Source organism: Porphyromonas endodontalis, assembly GCF_052173515.1.
GTDB classification, from domain to species: Bacteria; Bacteroidota; Bacteroidia; order Bacteroidales; family Porphyromonadaceae; genus Porphyromonas; species Porphyromonas endodontalis_A.
In genome coordinates this window covers 131,474-149,622 of sequence record NZ_JBQMYL010000001.1, presented here as the reverse complement: position 1 = coordinate 149,622, position 18,149 = coordinate 131,474, and the positions used below count along the sequence as shown (strand labels likewise).

Annotated in this window: 16 protein-coding genes; 3 read left to right on the top strand and 13 right to left on the bottom strand. The window is 44.0% G+C overall.

The genetic code is table 11. The annotated features are described in order from the left end of the window. The first annotated feature begins 96 nt into the window (after positions 1-96). The gene (locus ACTTHR_RS00650) at positions 97-807 is read left to right on the top strand and encodes a hemerythrin domain-containing protein (RefSeq protein ID WP_442604813.1); all 711 of its coding nucleotides are present in this window, start codon (positions 97-99) and stop codon (positions 805-807) included. Between the two features lie 53 nt (positions 808-860). Continuing rightward, on the top strand, positions 861-1,460 hold the full coding sequence (locus ACTTHR_RS00645; protein ID WP_442604812.1) for a response regulator transcription factor: 600 nt from the start codon (positions 861-863) through the stop codon (positions 1,458-1,460). A 533-nt stretch (positions 1,461-1,993) separates the two neighbouring features. Here the strand turns inward: ACTTHR_RS00645 and ACTTHR_RS00640 are convergent. From ACTTHR_RS00640 to serC, 12 genes are all read right to left on the bottom strand, one after another. Beyond that, the gene (locus ACTTHR_RS00640; protein ID WP_442604811.1) at positions 1,994-2,446 is read right to left on the bottom strand and encodes a PepSY-like domain-containing protein; all 453 of its coding nucleotides are present in this window, start codon (positions 2,444-2,446) and stop codon (positions 1,994-1,996) included. A gap of 973 nt (positions 2,447-3,419) precedes the next feature. Beyond that, entirely contained in the window at positions 3,420-3,899 is a 480-nt protein-coding gene (locus ACTTHR_RS00635) for a V-type ATPase subunit K (protein WP_004334321.1), read from the bottom strand. Between the two features lie 50 nt (positions 3,900-3,949). After that, positions 3,950-5,776, bottom strand: a complete 1,827-nt coding sequence (locus ACTTHR_RS00630; RefSeq protein WP_442604810.1) for a V-type ATP synthase subunit I — start codon at positions 5,774-5,776, stop codon at positions 3,950-3,952. Next, on the bottom strand, positions 5,773-6,390 hold the full coding sequence (locus tag ACTTHR_RS00625) for a V-type ATP synthase subunit D (protein ID WP_004334374.1): 618 nt from the start codon (positions 6,388-6,390) through the stop codon (positions 5,773-5,775). Before ACTTHR_RS00625 ends, ACTTHR_RS00630 begins: the two co-directional genes overlap by 4 nt. Positions 6,391-6,402: 12 nt before the next feature. Continuing rightward, on the bottom strand, positions 6,403-7,734 hold the full coding sequence (locus tag ACTTHR_RS00620; protein ID WP_442604809.1) for a V-type ATP synthase subunit B: 1,332 nt from the start codon (positions 7,732-7,734) through the stop codon (positions 6,403-6,405). 39 nt (positions 7,735-7,773) lie between these two features. Then, positions 7,774-9,525, bottom strand: coding sequence for a V-type ATP synthase subunit A (locus ACTTHR_RS00615; RefSeq protein ID WP_442604808.1), 1,752 nt, complete (start codon positions 9,523-9,525; stop codon positions 7,774-7,776). A 7-nt stretch (positions 9,526-9,532) separates the two neighbouring features. Next, positions 9,533-10,444, bottom strand: coding sequence for a DUF2764 family protein (locus tag ACTTHR_RS00610; RefSeq protein ID WP_442604807.1), 912 nt, complete (start codon positions 10,442-10,444; stop codon positions 9,533-9,535). Between the two features lie 7 nt (positions 10,445-10,451). Further along, positions 10,452-11,042, bottom strand: coding sequence for a hypothetical protein (locus tag ACTTHR_RS00605; protein WP_304285855.1), 591 nt, complete (start codon positions 11,040-11,042; stop codon positions 10,452-10,454). Positions 11,043-11,240: 198 nt separating this feature from the next. Then, positions 11,241-12,221: a peptide-methionine (R)-S-oxide reductase MsrB gene (gene msrB / locus ACTTHR_RS00600; protein ID WP_311552101.1), complete on the bottom strand. Its 981-nt coding sequence runs from the start codon at positions 12,219-12,221 to the stop codon at positions 11,241-11,243. 214 nt (positions 12,222-12,435) lie between these two features. After that, complete coding sequence (locus tag ACTTHR_RS00595) at positions 12,436-13,683, bottom strand: DUF1015 domain-containing protein (RefSeq protein ID WP_314812588.1); 1,248 nt, start codon at positions 13,681-13,683, stop codon at positions 12,436-12,438. A 117-nt stretch (positions 13,684-13,800) separates the two neighbouring features. Further along, on the bottom strand, positions 13,801-14,724 hold the full coding sequence (locus tag ACTTHR_RS00590) for an NAD(P)-dependent oxidoreductase (RefSeq protein WP_004334053.1): 924 nt from the start codon (positions 14,722-14,724) through the stop codon (positions 13,801-13,803). A gap of 100 nt (positions 14,725-14,824) precedes the next feature. Beyond that, on the bottom strand, positions 14,825-15,907 hold the full coding sequence (gene serC, locus ACTTHR_RS00585; protein ID WP_040580986.1) for a phosphoserine transaminase: 1,083 nt from the start codon (positions 15,905-15,907) through the stop codon (positions 14,825-14,827). A gap of 119 nt (positions 15,908-16,026) precedes the next feature. Between serC and ACTTHR_RS00580 the strand changes: the two genes are divergently transcribed. After that, positions 16,027-16,251, top strand: a complete 225-nt coding sequence (locus ACTTHR_RS00580; RefSeq protein WP_442604806.1) for a hypothetical protein — start codon at positions 16,027-16,029, stop codon at positions 16,249-16,251. A gap of 177 nt (positions 16,252-16,428) precedes the next feature. Here the strand turns inward: ACTTHR_RS00580 and ACTTHR_RS00575 are convergent, their stop codons facing one another. Continuing rightward, on the bottom strand, positions 16,429-17,784 hold the full coding sequence (locus ACTTHR_RS00575; protein WP_442604805.1) for a hypothetical protein: 1,356 nt from the start codon (positions 17,782-17,784) through the stop codon (positions 16,429-16,431). Positions 17,785-18,149: the final 365 nt, after the last annotated feature.

The following is an 18,149-nucleotide window of genomic DNA, read 5'->3' as shown; positions in this document are numbered from 1 at the left end:
GAAAGCTATCTCACTACTTTTGGGGATAGCTTTTACTTGTATAATATGCTGGGCTAGCCTATCTTTGCATTGTATTACTAATTGATTGTAAGAAGCATGTCACTACGCATAACGCAATTCTACTCGGCAGATACGCTCATGAGCGATCTTATTTGTGAACGATACGACCTCCTACTCGTTATTACTCGCTTTGGTATCCCCCTTGGGTTTGGAGACCAAACTATACGCGAGGTTTGTGAGGAAAATAATGTACATGTAGAGACACTTATTGCTGTAGTCAATACTATTGTATCCCATAATACCAAGCCCAGCCGAGAGCTGCTTGCATCGCTTTCTCCTATGGCTTTAGTGGACTTCTTGAAGCGTTCTCACCATTATTTCTTAGACTATCGCCTACCCAAACTTTTGGTGCACCTCCGTCGTGCCATAGAGGGCGGCCCCGAAGAGATCGTATTTCTCATCAATAAATTCTTCGATCAATATGTAGCTGAGGTGCACAAACATATGGGATATGAGGATAAAAACGTGTTCCCTTATGTACGTGCTCTAGTAGATGGTACTCAAAAACGGGGTGCCGGGGCATACAATATAGACATATTCTCTCGCCGGCATGATAAGGTAGAGGCTCGTATTGGAGAGCTTAAGAATATCTTGATCAAGTATTTCCCCGATGGTAGCGGCTACGAGCTAACTAGTGTGTTGCACGAGCTATTCTCTGCCGAAGATGACCTCGCTACACACAACTTTGTCGAAGATTTCCTTTTTGTTCCTCTTATCCGTTCGATGGAACAGAAGCAAAATTCATAATCCCTCATACCCTTGGGGCTAAAGTCTTACTCTTAGAGGAAATAAAATTTGAGATGATACAAAGCGTACATAAACTACTCATCGTAGAGCCCAATCCGGTAATTGCTTTGGGGATAGAAGCGGTGATCAAACGATCGAATAAGTTCAGAACGCAGATCGCATTTGAGATTGATATAGATAGCATTATCTCTAGCATTCATTTCTTTACTCCCGATATTATCTTGATGAATCCCATCATAATGGGGGTACACTTAGACGAACGATTCTTGAACACAGCACACGCCAAGATCTTGGCGCTTACCACCGGGTCCGTTGATCCCTCCTTGCTTTATAGCTACGATGCCACCATCAATATTGGAGACTCTGCTGAATCCATCCTGCAAAACCTCCTCTCGGTTATTAGCCAAGCCGAAAACGAAGAGATGGATCTAGACAGCGAACGCCTACTCTCTCCGAGAGAAAAAGACGTAGTGGCTTACGTGGCAAAGGGGCTTACCAACAAGGAAATTTCTACCAAGCTTTCCATCTCTATTCACACTGTAATTACCCACAGACGCAATATTGCCAAGAAGCTTAAGATCCATAGCCCTAGCGGACTCACGATCTATGCCATCGTCAATAAGCTTGTAAATATCGACGAAATTCATACCTAGTAATAGGGGTATATTTTCCCAAAAGGTCTCCCCAGAGAGTGTGTTCTCATCCCCCGAATACTCTCTGGGGATTCTTATAAAAAGGGGCTCTTCTCACACACAAAATAACGGGCAAGTCATTAGCAAGTAGCGCTCAAGGTCTTGCTTTTCTAGTTCCATGATTTATTTATCTCGATTTTATTTTTACCTTTGCATCAAAGATTGGTGAGATGGGAACCATACCCATCACGCCCCTCCTCCGCCAAAGGCCTCTAGACCTTTGGCGGTTGTATTTTATGGGGGCATATTACTCTTATCTGCTCTCTAGCTAAGTTTGTAGTCAATAATCGATGCTACTTGCCTTTGTGCGCAGCAGTGGCTCCCCTCTGTCCGTAATAAAGAGGTTCAAGACAAGTAGGTGCGGTATATATCATAAGAGTGGCATCTGCTCTTTTCCCTTTTATTTCAAGCCTTAATCCATATAAAAAGGGGCTCCTCACAAGAGAAGCCCCACTCTATAACCCTAAAAGAGTTTCTATTTTAGAGATAGGTGTTTAGTCATCCATACGTACAAACTTGAGGCTCGAATCGAACTTCAATTCCAACCCATTGGAGAGTTCCACTTGGTAACCACCTCTCCTGCGCTTCTCGATCTGCCTAATGGAGGTACCGGGGAAATTCTTAGCCACATAGTTAGAGATGGCATTTGGAACGATATTTTTGGGGACTATACCCGGCTCAGCATCAACGTCTTTCCAAATGCCTTTCCCATCAAACTCTATGCGAGTACCATCCACCAACACAACTTCGTAGCTCTTACCGATCAAGTCATTATCGACAGTCACATAAGAGACTTCCGACGTAAAGTTCGCTTTCACAAACTGCTGAGCCACTTTGGGCAATTGTGCAAAGGGGATAGGTCTGTCATCATCTTTCATAGAAGTAAGTGACAACATTAGGGTTAGGCTCACAAGCGAAGAGAGCACCAATAGAATCTTCTTTTTCATTTTCTTTCTCATTAAATCAATACTAAAACTAAAGACACGTCCTGTCCTTATTTACACACTAAACAGAGTCGGTATAAATAAGTTCAAACCTCTCTGAATTATGTGATACATACCAAAAATCGCCTCGGGAATAAAAGGAGAAAATCAATACCCTCCCATCAATTTCGCGGCAAACATAATACAAAACATTCGAATACAAGCTCTTTTTATTAGCGCCCCATAGAGAAGCTGGGAAATAAAAAGCTGATAAAAATCAAAAGGTTAAATTCTACCCCCTGTAAATCAATACCTTGAGATAACACTTTTCTTTGATACATCCATATTTTCATCACAGAAAAAAGTGACAAGAAAAATGATTGACAAATCGAAAGTATGACTAGAGTAGAGAAATCACAGTGCTAGTCAGGCTGAAAATATAAGGATATGTACCACTAAATCCTTTGTAGGGAGAAAAATCTAAAGTACAGGCCTAGAGCCCACTCCCTTATTGGGCAAGAATTATTTCTGTCTAGGGTGAAAATCCTACACAAGTTACCCAAAATCTTTTCTGATTTTACCCAGAGTAAACCGATGTAACTCACTCCCAATCTTCAGGAGAATTTTCATTGAGGACCGGGAGAAAGGGACGATTTTATTGAGAGGAAATAGCACTTCTCTGCTCCCAATTAACCTGAAAGCTAATTAGCAACCTAACAATTACTAATGACCCATCTTATAAAAGCTCATTGGCTTTCTCTCAAAAGCTCATTAGTAATCCGACAAAAGCTCATTAGCTTTTCATTAAAAGCTCATTAGGAATTTGACGAAAGCTAATTAGCTTTTGACTGAAAGGTAATGTTGATACAACACCACCGATAAAGCCCCAAGAGAAAAGGGCATAAAAAAACTCCTGCTCTACCGGAGTGAGAGCAGGAGCTATAGAAGTGATTTATCTCCCTAAAGAAAGGGAAATAAGATTATTCTTTAGATACTCTTAAGCTGCAATTGCTGCTGCAAGTTCGGGAGCAGCACCGAAGATCAAGATAGCAACGAGAAGGGCAAGAATAGCGTAGAGCTCGGGGAATACGGCCATCACCATAGTTGCACCGAATACGTTGTCACCACCACCAATCGTCTTGATACCATTAGCACAAACTTGAGCCTGACGAATAGCAGAAAGAAGACCTACAACACCAAGGGTAAGACCTGCACCAAAGATAGCCCAAGCAGCGATAATGTTGAGGCCGGCACCGAGTTGTTGTACAAGGCCAAGAGCCATAAAGAAACCAACGAAGCCGTAAAGACCCTGAGAACTAGGAAGAGCTGAAAGAGCAATGTACGAACCCATTGCATCGGGATTCTTCTTCATAGCACCAACGGTAGCATTACCGCAAATAGTTACACCAATTGCCGAGCCAATACCAGTGAGGGCCACCATGAGGGCAATTCCTAAGTAGGTTAGAACGTTAATCATACTTTGAACTGTAATTAATTGATTGAGTTATTTGATTTTTCTATTATTGATTACTTGAAAGGAGTGTATTGACGCCCCCCACCTTCAAACTCTGCATTCTTGTAGAATTCAACAAATGTAAGACGTAGAGGGTGCACCAAAGAGCTAATCATACACAGCCCAAAATTGAGACCATGACCAAATAGCAAAATGATTGCCATTACCACAAAATTGAGACCTACAGGGAGCCCTCCGCCCACTTGTACGGCAAGGTTATTAAACACCCCACCCAAGATACCACCAGTCAAACCGATAGCAAACAGACGAATGTACGAAAGCGTATCTCCCAAAAGTCCGGAAGCATTGTTGTACGTTGCCCACAAACCGGAACCAAAATTGAGGAAGATATTCTTGCCTGGTGTATTGTAGAATAAAGCAATAACAAAGGCGAGAGCAGCAATCCCCAAGAGGACTTTTGATGCCATAGCAAGCATAGGATTACCTTCACCCAGCATCATCGCTACGAGCCCAAGGCCTCCGAAGAGGATCAAGATAGCCCAGCAATAGGTAGCCAAACCATATTTGAATCCCTTCTGTACTTGCGTCTTATAGCCGGCAATAAACTTACCGAATACAATCTGAATAAGCCCCAGCACAACGGACAAATACATCATTGTGTTCTGGTTGAGGATGTAGGTATCGGGCACAGAGCCGAGTATCGTACCTCCGGTCCAAGGCATTACCATACCAAAGACAGTCCCCATGAGAGAACCTACGATGGCGGTAGTTCCACCTAACCACATGAGCATACTACACACCGACTTAACGCCATCCTCTTTAGCTTTCGTCTTAGCAACGGTGGCTCCTATCAAAAGCAATAGTCCATATCCACCATCTCCAAAACAAAGAGCAAAGAAGAGCATAAAGAAGGGAGCAAATAGTGCCGTAATATCCAATTCCCCGTAATTAGGAAGCGAATACATCTTCGTTATCATCTCGAAGAGACGAGCATAACGATTGTTTTTAAGCTTCACAGGGACATTGTCATTCTCTTGGATCTCTACCTGCTCGTAGTAGCAAGGTACTCCATCTAGAGCGGGAGCAATTTTGTCTGCCACTCTCTCGGGCACCCAGCCCTCCAATACCATAAGGGTATCGTTAGCCTCGGGTTCCGCCTGCAAGAGAGCATTGGCGAAATCAAAATCGCGCTCGATGAATCGATCATATCCATCTAGTTCGCCCAAGCGAGTATCAGCAAATTCAACAATCCTATTATGGGTCTCTTCTGCCTCCTGCTGTAGGGTTTCCAACTTCTTTTGCATCTCATCCATAGAAGCCGTTGGAGCCTTTACCTCATCGGCTTCGGGGCGAACGTCGCCACTTTGTCCAATCGTAACAAAGTAGGCTTGAGCGCGAAAATCATTAACCTTTACGGCGCGATACTCCTCAATCCATTCCTCCTTGAACTGCTGCGAAGCCACTACATAAAAATGCAGCTTGTAACCAGCATTCTCAAGTTTCTTCATCAGATCGAGGTCATACTCACCCCAAATACTCCAATAGTCGATCTCACGTCGTTGGGCAGCAATCTGGTTAGCCAGATTCCTTTCCTTCTCCATGAGCTCCTCTATCTCAGACCTCACAGCCACTCCTTGCTCCTCAGATTGAGGGAGGATCATAGAAACCTCCGGAGCATCTTTGGATCGCAATGATTTTACACGACGACGCAGGTCTGCCAAGTCTTTACGCTTAGCGAGGAGGGCTTGTAGGTTATCGAACTGCTTAGGGCTCTTAGTTTCCTTGATATGTACCACACCAAGCTCACGAAGACTCTGCAAAAAGCCCTCATACTCTCTGTGGTATATCAAGAAAAGATACTTCTGCATTTTTTCAATCATAGCAGTGCCTCCTTTTCTTTGCGTTCGCGTTCTTCAATATTGGCTCGCATGATCTTCTGAGACGATTTAGAGAGACTCTCTTCATCTTCAAGGTATCGCTTAATCTTACGAATAGCATCCTTATACCCTGGGATCTGTACCTTCTCAAAAAGATTTACCTTCTGAGTGGTCTTCTTACGAGCATACTCCAAGAATTCTAGTTTGAGGCCAAGGAACTCAGCTTCTATACCAGTAGTAGCAAGCACCTTGAGCAACTCTAGTCCCTCAGAGAACCACGAAGGAGAATTGAACAAACTAAATGGCTTCACCTCGAAGTCTATCTTATCCAAGACCGGCACTATAACACCGGCAATCTTCTTGGTAGACAACTTCACATCCTTCACAGATATAAGCTCCGGATTAAACTCATTCCAAAGCCCTACCATGTGCTGATAACTAGAGATGCCATCTTCTAACTTTTGTTCCAATTTCACCACTTCGTCTTTCGTCTTCTTCACCTCAAGACGGAGAGCACTCTCCTTACTTTTGATCGTAGGGAGCGTACGCACTCGCATCTTCAGCTGCTTCTCTTGCTGATGGAGCGAAGTTTTGTTGTATTGAAACTTAATAGCCATGACTCTTATCTATCAGGCTTTATTCTCACCAACCCAATACTTCTCTACAAGAGACTGCTTGATGTTTACTTCTGCAGGAGTAAAGTGCTCTCCAAAAAGTTTCCAAGCAATATCGAGCATTTCAGTCGTATCAACATTCACGTCAATAGCAAGCAATTGTCGAGAATAATCGTCTGCAAAAGCAAGAGAACGATTATCGTAGTCGGTAAGGTCGAAACCGTTCTCCATCTTCGTTTGTGCATTGGCAGCATCGGAGAATAGACGTACGGCGGCATTCATCACCTGAGGATGGTCGTCACGAGTCTTCTTACCAATTACAAGCTGCTTCAAACGAGAGAGAGAGCGGAATGGGTCGATAATAACCTTACCCACATTGCTATCCTTTCGGAGGTAGAGCTGACCCTCGGTAATATACCCCGTATTATCGGGCACAGCGTGGGTGATATCGCCACCACTCAACGTAGTAACGGCAATAATGGTGATAGACCCACCATCGGGGAATTGTACCGCCTTTTCGTAGATCTTAGCAAGGTCTGAGTAAATCGAACCCGGCATAGAATCCTTCGAAGGAATCTGGTCCATACGATTTGATACGATAGCCAAAGCATCCGCATAGTTGGTCATGTCCGTAAGGAGCACGAGCACCTTTTCGTTCTTTTCTACCGCAAAATATTCAGCTGCTGTAAGAGCCATGTCTGGGATAAGCAGACGCTCTACAGAGGGGTCTTCGGTTGTATTGATGAAGCTAACAATACGATCGAGAGCACCAGCATTGCTAAAAGTGTTCTTGAAGAAGAGGTAGTCGTCGTTGGTCATCCCCATCCCCCCAAGAATAATCTTATCACTCTTGGCACGCATGGCCACCATAGCCATTACTTCGTTAAAGGGTTGGTCCGGATCCGCAAAAAATGGAATCTTTTGTCCAGTTACGAGGGTATTATTGAGGTCGATACCTGCAATACCGGTTGCAATCAACTCAGAAGGTTGCTTACGACGTACGGGGTTTACAGAAGGACCACCAATTTCTACTTCACGTCCTTCGGGCTGCGCTCCTCCATCGATAGGAAGACCATAAGCATTGAAGAAGCGTCCTACAAGCTGATCGCTCACCTTGAGCGTAGGAGCCTTGCCGAGGAATACAACCTCTGCATTGGTAGGAATACCTTCAGTACCCTCGAATACCTGGAGGGTAACTTCGTCGCCAACGATTTTTACGACCTGAGCCATTCGTCCATGGATCAAAGCCAACTCGTCATTACCAACCCCTGTAGCACTTAGCATACAAGTTGCCTTGGTAACATTCGAGATCTTGGTATATATCTTTTTAAAAGCTTGTGTTGCCATATTAATTTTCTCTATACGAGGTCTCTCTTTCCCTGGAGATTACTTGCCACTCTTGGCAATCATCTCTTCGCATTGTGCCAAGTACTTCTTAAAGTCATCGCTCTCAAACTCTGAGTAGTTCATCTGCTTGAGGACGTTGATAAGGCCCTTAAAGAACGCCGTTACCTGATTGAAATCTTCAAACTCAAACTCGGTATGGCAGATCTTTGCTACAAGATCCAACATATACTTTTGGCGAGCAAGAGGAGAGTTACAATCGATATCGTCGAACGCATCCTGCTGAAGGATTACGAAGTCAATAAGCTCCGCTTTCCAGAAGGTAATGTGATACTCTACAGGTACCCCGTCGTCCCCTAAGATGTTGATCTGCTCAGAAATTTCCTTACCACGCTGCAAACGCATCTTTAGCTCATTTACTTTTTCGAGCCAATCGGGTGCAATGTGTTGCGAGATGTACTTTTTGAACTCAGGATATTCGAGATACTTAGAATAACTATCAATAGGATTAACGGCCGGATAACGCTTACGGTCGGCACGCTCTTGCTCTAGAGCGTAGAAGCATCGAGCCACCTTCTTAGTGTTTTCTGTCACAGGCTCCTTAAGGTTACCCCCGGCAGGAGATACCGTACCAATAAAGGTTACAGAACCGGTCTTACCATTTTTGAGATAAACGAACCCAGAGCGAGCGTAGAAGTTGGCTACGATGGCCGAAAGCTCCATTGGGAAAGCATCAGGTCCAGGAAGTTCTTCCAGTCGGTTTGACATCTCACGAAGAGCTTGTGCCCAACGAGAAGTAGAGTCCGCCATAAGGAGAACACGAAGACCCATTGTACGATAGTACTCAGCAATAGTCATAGCCGTGTACACAGATGCTTCACGAGCCGCAACAGGCATGTTTGAGGTATTAGCGATAATGATCGTACGCTCCATGAGCTTACGTCCGGTGTGAGCATCTACAAGTTCTGGGAACTCAGCAAAGATTTCCACAACCTCATTTGCACGCTCACCACAAGCAGCCATAATCACGATATCTGCCTCAGCTTGCTTAGAAATAGCGTGCTGCAACACGGTCTTACCCGTACCAAAAGGTCCAGGAATAAAGCCCGTACCACCCTCTACGATAGGATTGAGTGTATCGAGCGTACGTACTCCGGTTTCGAGCAACTTAAATGGACGGGGCTTCTCTGCATAGCAAGGAATGGCTTTCTTTACGGGCCATTTCTGAATCATTGTAACAGAGTGCTTTTCGCCATTCTTATCCTCAAGTACTGCGATTTCTTCATCAGCACGATACTTGCCGGCAGGCTTAAGGCTTACAACTTTGTACTGCCCTTCGAAAACAAAGGGAACCATTATCTTGTGGGGTTGGTAGTTTTCATCAACCTCACCAAGCCAGCCACCTGCCTCTACAAGATCACCTACCTGAGCGAGAGGTTTGTACTCCCACAATTTATCTTGCTCTAGAGGATAGGTATAGGTACCACGTTGTAGGAAAACCCCATCCATCTTATCGAGGTCATTTTGCAGACCATCGAAGTTCTTGGAAAGGAGGCCGGGACCGAGAGTTACCTCCAACATATGACCAGCAAACTCAGCCAGATCCCCTACCTTCATACCACGAGTACTCTCAAACACCTGCACAAACACCTTGGCACCGATGATCTTGATCACCTCACTCATCAGGCGAGTTCCACCCACCGTGATAAAGCAAATTTCGTTTTGAGAGACTGGTCCATCTACCTCAACGGTCACAAGGTTGGACACAATCCCCTTAACAACTCCTTTTGTCATGGATATATTATTTCTTTTGATTTCTCTTGAACTCGTTGAGAGAGTCGTTGCTCTCCTTTTTGAGTGTTGCTACAATGGAACGGAATGTTTCTTCTCCCGTTTTCTCATTGAGCTCCGTCCAGCGCTCTATGATACGTAGCTGTAGATAGTATGCCAAGATGGTCTCAACATTGAATGTGCGATCGAAGACACGCTCCTCTAACCAATTCCATTTGAGGACATCTAACATGCGCTCCCGACGAGTAATATCAGTCTCATTTTGCACCGAAGAAAGAGCAGCAATGTACTCCATTTCCTCTTCGGAGAGACCAAAGTTTGTAGCTGTTGACGTCTTTAATTTGCGCTCAACCTCGGAGTCTCCCACGATATAATCTTTGGGATCCCAACCTAGATTGCGACTTGTAAAGGCTGCAAACACATTCCTTATGTCAAGATTAAGACGCGACCACTCTGCTACAAAACTATTTTTAGCAGGGAGAGCGAACTTGGTATAATAGTAATCGGCAAGTTTATCCTCAAGGCGAAGGGGCCACATACGTACCTCTTCCTCATCGTCTTGTAGGTCATCTTCCTCGTCCTTCTCTATCACAAAATCCTTAAGAAAATCTATGATATAAGCTGGTAAATGGTGCTTAGGAAGTCTCGTACCCTTCTTGAGAGCGTCCACCACTGCAGCAACCTCCTCGTAAGAAAGTAGCTGAGGTTGTTCGTCTGCCTCCAACGCTTTCTCCGGAGATTCGAGGTAATCGATAAGGAATCGATTATCGCGCTCCCAGCGAAGCATCTCCAAAAGCTTAAAATCGCTTGAGGTAAGTACCTCTCTAAGCTCCTCTACAAAGAGCTCCGAAGAAAAGGGGAGTTTTCTATCGTCTACACCAATATTCGGTAAACCCGATATTGTGGCATAATACTTTGCCATGGTGCACTTAGAATAACATTTCCACAAGACGAGGACGCAAGAAGCTCTGGAAGAAAGACTTTAGTTCTTCTTCTCCAAACTGAATCTTGTACGAGCCATCTGCGGGTTTTAGGACAAAATTGGTTGCCGTACCTGCTACTTCGTTAATGGTAACGCCCTTATTGAGAAGGTCCTTAGCATTTGAGGCGAAATACTCTTCTAGCCCCTTGGCATCGGCTGTTTCAATTACAACATCGTTTCCAGGAGTCCAATTTTCAACAATCTTGCGAATAACTTCGCGCATAAAGTTGGGATCTTCAGCAGCTGCTTTTACGTTACCTTGAGCAATCTTGTCGGTAATAGAATTTGCCACAGAAGCCTTCAAGGCATCCAGGGTTTGAGCAGCATAGAGTTTGAGTTCTGCCTCAACATTCTTTTTGAGTTCATCAGATCTCTTCTCAGCCTCACGGATGATTCTCTCAGCTTCTGCTTTAGCTTGGTTGAGCATTTCGTCGCTTTTGCTCTGAGCATCAGCCACGAGTCTATCAGCTTCTAGCTTCCCTTTTTCAACCCCTTCGTTGAAAATTTTGTCAGTTAGTTCCCGGATCTTAGCATCCATATCTTATCTATGTTATAATTTGTATTCCCTATTTTCATAGAAAACTACAACTCCTCTTGCACACCAAAAGTAGCAACAGGAGCCATACCCTCTATACTCCGCGCAAAGGTACAACAAAAGCTTGATTTATAGGCCTATTTGGGTAGTGTCCCAACAAAGGCCTACAGACCAAGCTTGACAAATAGAAACAGAGAAAGTCTATTTTACATACTTAATGTAATCTCCATAACCCTGCTCCTTCATTTTCTCCAATGGAATGAAGCGTAAAGATGCACTATTGATACAATAACGTTCCCCTCCCAATTCTTTCGGTCCATCTTCAAAAACATGACCAAGATGGCTCCCCGAAGATTTACTCCGAACCTCTACACGCACCATTCCATGTGATGTATCCGTACGTTCCACCAGAAGTTTATCGTCTATAGGACGTGAAAAAGCCGGCCATCCACAGCCACTTTCAAACTTATCTGTAGAAACAAACAGGGGCGTACCATCCACCACGTCTACATAAATCCCCTTTGCATAATGATCATAATACTCATTTTGGAAAGGAGGCTCTGTACCCTGCTCTTGAGTCACTTTGTACTGCATAGGAGTTAGCTTACGGCGCAACTCGTCCTTATCCACATAGCGTTGTGCATGTGCTCTTGCTATTTTATCTTTTCCTATGTGGCAATAGCCCGAAGGATGTTTCTTTAGATAATCTTGATGATAAGCCTCGGCCGGATAAAAATTCTTCAAAGGAATGCACTCCACAACAATAGGCTTAGGATACTTTTTTGCCAAAGTTTGAAGCATCTCCTTGGCTACCACTTCATCCTGAGCATTAGTATAATAGATACCCGTTCGGTATTGACGCCCAACGTCATTGCCCTGCCGATTGAGAATAGTAGGGTCAATTACATCGAAATACAATCCTAAGATAAACTTTAGAGGAACCACCGAAGCATCGTACTCAACACGAATTGTCTCGGCATAATCGGTATCTACATCCTCGTATTTGGGATTTGGACGAGTGCTATTAGCGTAGCCAACAGTGGTCTCTACCACGCCCTGTACTCCATCAAAATAGCTTTGCATTCCCCAAAAGCATCCTCCTGCTAAATAGATTGTCTTTAGATTCTCTTTTGCGGGATGAGGAGCTTGGGCTTCTATTACGGGTTGGTTTACTGCGATCATTTTGTCTGTTGTTTAGTTACTACTTTCTCTACTCTCAAAACGGATAATAACTTGTGATGGTTCACCATTAAACCCAAAGAGAAGAATAGAATTATGAGAAAAAGGGAATCGCATACAGCAGATAGAGAAAATAAAAGGAGGACTTGATCGCCTCAAATCCTCCCTTTTCTTTCTATTAGTAGACCTTATTGTCCGTGTTTATAACACAAACTAATTAGTCGAGCTTGTGAACCACGATACCGGAACGGAGCTTAGGCTCAAACCAAGTTGTCTTGGGAGGCATAATGTTCCCCGTATCAGCAATATCCATAATTTGCTTCATAGTAACAGGATAAAGAGCCAAAGCAACCTTCATCTCGCCGCTATCAACACGCTTCTTTAGCTCGCCGAGGCCACGGATACCACCAACGAAGTCGATTCGCTTGTCTGAACGCAAATCCTTGATACCCAAAATCTCATCCAAGATTAGATTAGAAGAGATGGTAACATCCAATACCCCGATGGGGTCGTTGTCGTTATAAGTACCGGGCTTTGCTGTGAGCGAATACCATGTACCACCGAGATAAAGAGCGAAGTTATGCAACTTAGCAGGCTTGTAAATATCGGCACCCTTCTTTTCTACGATGAAGTTCTTTTCCAAAGCTTTTAGGAAGTCAGCTTCGCTCAAACCATTGAGATCTTTCACAACTCGGTTGTAATCGATAACCGTCAGTTGGTTTGCGGGGAAACAAACGGCCATGAAGTAGTTATACTCTTCGTCACCCTTGTGATTGGGGTTATTCTTTGCTTTCTCAGCACCCACGAGGGCAGCAGCAGCCGAACGGTGGTGTCCATCAGCAATATAGAGAGCTTCGAATCCTGCAAAAATCTCTGTGATACGCTTGATATCAGCTTCTTGATCGATGATCCAGAACTTATGACCAAAGCCATCAATATCAGCGACAAAATCGTAAATAGGAGCAGCATCGGTGTAACGAGCTACGATAGCATCAAGTTCAGCATTGTCGGGATAGGCAAAGAAAACGGGCTCGAGGTTAGCGTTGTTTACACGAACGTGCTTCATACGATCCTCTTCTTTGTCTCTACGGGTAAGCTCATGCTTCTTGATTACACCATTCATATAATCTTCTACCCATGCACCTACTACCAAACCATATTGAGTCTTACCATTCATGGTTTGAGCGTATACATAGTAGTTTTCTTTGGCGTCTTCAACAAGCCATCCCTTCTGTTGGAAGAGATCGAAGTTCTCACGAGCCTTGGTATAAACACGTTCATCGTGCTCATCCGTACCTTCGGGGAAGTCGATTTCGGGCTTGATGATATGATAAAGAGACATCTCATTTCCTTTTGCTTCAGCACGAGCTTCTTCGCTGCTGAGGACGTCATAAGGACGAGAAGACACCTTCTCTACGAGGTTAACGGGAGGACGAAGTCCCTTGAAAGGTTTAATTCTAGCCATACTATATACTCAAAGAAAAAAATCGAAATAAGGGGAGACATGGTATCTCTACGATAAAAACCCATGTACTCCCCCTCTCTATCGATCTTTTTGTGTTCTAATACTACAAAAAAGAAATTACTTGTTTACACGGAACTTTTCCACACCATTGGCTATAAAGTCAACGATTTGGTTAGCAGCTGCAATACCTGCATTGTTGTTGGCTTCGCCGGTCTGTGCACCCATCTTTTTGGGAGTAGAGAAGTAACGATCGCCGAGGGCAGCTACCATAGCTTCGTGGTTAGCGGGCATAATGTCCGTGAGATAGCGAAGGTCTGTACGCTCTGTGAGAGCCTTTAGTACGCCCTCTTCGTCAATAATCTCCTTACGAGCAGAATTGATGAGAACGGCATCCTTAGGCATCTTCATAAGAAGATCGTAGTTGATAGACTTAATCGTCTCGGGAGTAGCAGGAGCATGGAGCGAAATTACATCGCAAGTAGCGAACAATTCGGGCACAGTAGCAATAGGAGTTGCACCCGATTCTTTGATAGCTTCTGCAGGCACAAAAGCATCATAAGCAAAGATTTCCATACCAAAGCCTTTGGCGATACGGGCCACATTGCGACCCACATTACCATAAGCCAAGATACCCATCTTCTTATCCTTTAGCTCACTACCCGACTTGCCATTGAACTGATTACGAGCATTGAATACGAGAAGACCCATCACAAGCTCAGCCACAGCATTTGAGTTCTGACCGGGAGTATTCATTACACACACGTTGTGTGCGGTTGCCTCTGCAAGGTCTACATTGTCATAACCGGCACCTGCACGCACTACAATCTTGAGATTCTTTGCGGCATCAAATACTTCCTTATCAATTTTATCACTACGGATAATGATAGCATCTACATCGGCAACAGCTGCGAGGAGCTGGCTCTTTTCGGTATACTTTTCTAGCAATACAGTTTCGTAACCTGCCTTGCTTACAATATCCTTAATCGCTGCAACAGCAGGAGCAGCAAAAGGCTTTTCTGTGGCAATAAGAACCTTTGTCATAACAATATATTAGGATTAAAAAAAAGTGCTCTGCTCACTAGACGAGACCTCTAGAAGAACTAGAAGCATCTAGAGAGCTAGAGCACTAAGATGTGATTAATTAGTGTTTGCTTTCGAACTCCTTCATAGCGTCAACGAGAGCCTTCACGCTATCCATTTCGAGAGCGTTGTAGAGGCTTGCACGGAAACCACCTACCGAGCGGTGACCCTTGATACCGATCATGCCACGCTCTGCAGCGAAAGTGGCGAACTCAGCTTCGAGTTCTTTGTATTCGTCGTTCATCACGAAGCAAACGTTCATGATAGAGCGATCTTCGGTAGCTACAGTACCACGGAATAGTTTGTTGCGGTCGATTTCGTTGTAGAGGAGCTCAGCCTTGTCGAGATTGCGCTTTTCGAGTACCTTGAGACCACCCAACTCTTTGTACCACTTGAGGGTTTGGAGAGCTACATAGATGGGGAATACAGGAGGAGTATTGAACATAGACTCCTTCTTGATGTGAGTGTTGTAGTCGAGCATTGTGGGGATAGGACGCTCGAAACGACCAAGTGCATCCTTCTTTACAATCACGAAAGTAACACCGGCAGGAGCCAAGTTCTTTTGTGCACCACCATAGATAAGATCGTACTTGCTGATATCTACAGGACGGCTGAAAATATCGCTAGACATATCGCACACCAAGCGAGCCTTGCAGTCGAAGTCCTTGCGGATTTCACTACCATAGATGGTATTGTTGGAGGTGTAGTGGAAGTAGTCTACATCTTCGGGGATAACGAAGTTCTTGGGGATGTAGGTAAAGTTCTTATCTTCGCTAGAAGCCAAAACTTCTACTTCTCCACCAAATACCTTAGATACATATCCGGCTTGCTTGATAGCATTTGTAGCCCACGTACCTGTGTTGATATAGGCAGCCTTCTTGTGCATAAGGTTAAGAGGTACCATATAGAACTGAAGGCTTGCACCACCTCCAAGGAAGATAACTTCGTATCCTTCGGGGATATCGAGAAGTTCCTTAAAGAGCTGAGCAGCTTCTTCGATCACAGCGGTAAACTCTTTACCGCGGTGCGATACTTCAAGTACAGAAAGACCTGTACCTGCAAAATTCATTACTGCATCAGCAGCATTCTTGATAACCCCTTGATTTAGAATTGAGGGTCCGGCATAAAAATTGTGCTTTTTCATCACCGCAACTGTTTTTATTGATTACTTATATTAGTCTATTCCTATTATCATACGAAACCGAGGCTTGGAATGTTGCACATCCCCCAACCCCTAAGCACCTACAAAGGTAAACTAAACATTTGAATAAAGCCAAATACACCCTAAGACATCCCTCTTTCTTCACAAAGAGGACTCCAAAAGAAGCATTCAGGATGCTGCCTGAAAAGAAAAACTTTCTTGCCCTACAACAAAAAAATTCTTGGGCAAAAGAAAAAACTTTTCCAGGTAGTTTCCGGGTACAAATCCAGCTGATTTCTCCCTGCCCTACTGCCCTAAATATTTTATTTCCTTGGGATAGCCCTTAAGATCTGCGCAATACAAGTGAAATAAAATTAGTACAGGAAGCAACATCCTCCCCCCCTTGTTCACAAAAAAAAAAGAGTCGACCCTTTTGCTAGAAAGGCCGACCCCTTTTTGAGGAAATCAATGAAGAGGTACTATCCCCTAATTAGCGGGGAGATAAAATCCTCTAAAGCGAAGGTTTAAAATTCATTCGGACTAAATGCGAGGCACAATCCACCAAAATTACCCGATTGATCCACCTGTACCATCACATTGTTTTTACGATCGATATAGGTAGGTATGGCCGATTTCGAATACTTCTCCCAACCTTTTCCGGTAAAGAACTTCTCGATATAGGTTGAGTTAATCACTCTTACATCGTCAGTAAACAGAAGTGCTATTGCATACTTACCGGTATAATCTCCTTCACCTTCCCATACAATCATCATGGGAAAATCTTTTGAGGTTGTATTAACAACGTCACCGAGCTCATTCTTATCAAGAGACTTAAAGTAAGGTTGCTTCTTGTACAACTCAAGAGCTTCTGCCAGTGTGTATTTGCCAAATTCGAGGATTGGCAAAGGAATATCCAACTCCTCTTTCATAAAGGAATCTGCCATCTGGGGATTGCCTTTGAAGAACTGCACTTTGGGAACGAATGCGCTTCCATCCGTAGGTTTATTTAGCTCAGCCACAGCAGCCATATTGGTGTCCTTATTATAATACACAGGATTACCGTGGTCAGAAAGTGTGGTGATCAAAAATCCCATAGAGCGCATATACTCTGTAACATCATCGGGTTTAGGACGCTTATCGGGAGCTACAAAGATAGCGCACTCCTCTACGAAAGATTTGGTTTTCACATCAAACCAATAACGGGTGCTAGGGAAGTTAGGGTTACCGGTCTTAAAGGAATAGACACCCTTGTCCGCCATCGTTGCTTCGGGATCAAGAGTGTGTCCCATACGAGCCTCAAAGCGAGTTACCATATCAAGGGTATTATCAAGCCCCATAAGAGGAGCCCAAAGCCCTGTTGCATGCCCCTTCTTATCAATACGAGACCATGATGTAATAGCCTCATCAAAAGGAGCGAAAACATAAGAAATATCGCTATCACTACGATGCGAAATGAAGACGACCCATCCACGTTGTTTATGAACAAATACCCCTTCTGTTGCCAACTTGGTCGCAGTCTTTTCTTGTACAAAACCTTGACTTAGGAGGCTTGCTACAAAAGCTCCTTCGGACTCTGTATTTGCAATCTTTTCCATGGCATAGCGATACTTGCCCTCAGCATCAAACTGGAGGTAAATGGTACGGGCTAGCCCTTGGTCTCCATTTATCTTGACTGTGAGAGTACGTGCCTCGGCATCTTTTGTCACAATCTGCCCCAGCTGTTTGGCCTCAGCTTCGAGAGCATCATAGCTCTTACCGAAAAGGGAGCTAGGGAGCGTTACCAAAATAGGAGCGGGCTTCGGACCTGGAATTTTACCGCAAGCGGCCATCAAAAGCGTTAATACCACAAGGAGTGTAGCAGGGAATAACTTTCTTGTCATTGTTCTGATTTTGACTTATTTATCTACTATATATTCGATTTCCAACAAACCATGCTTAGCATGAAATTCTCTTAGAGAGAATATGTTTTACAGCTTCTCAACCTAGCCAAAAAGGCGCTATTGATCCGCAACAAACATCCATCTCGGGACAAATGTAACTTGATTTTATATACTTTCACCATATTGAGAACGAAATCTGCACCACTCCAATAACACATTAAACATCCGCATGTCTTTCGCTCCAAGACGTTGTTTTTAGGTCAATTCCACATAATACTCTCATAAAAACCGAATAAAACTGAAAGAAAAGACAGAAAACATTGTTCTTTCACAGGAAGGCATTTCTCTTTTCGAAGATGCTGAAA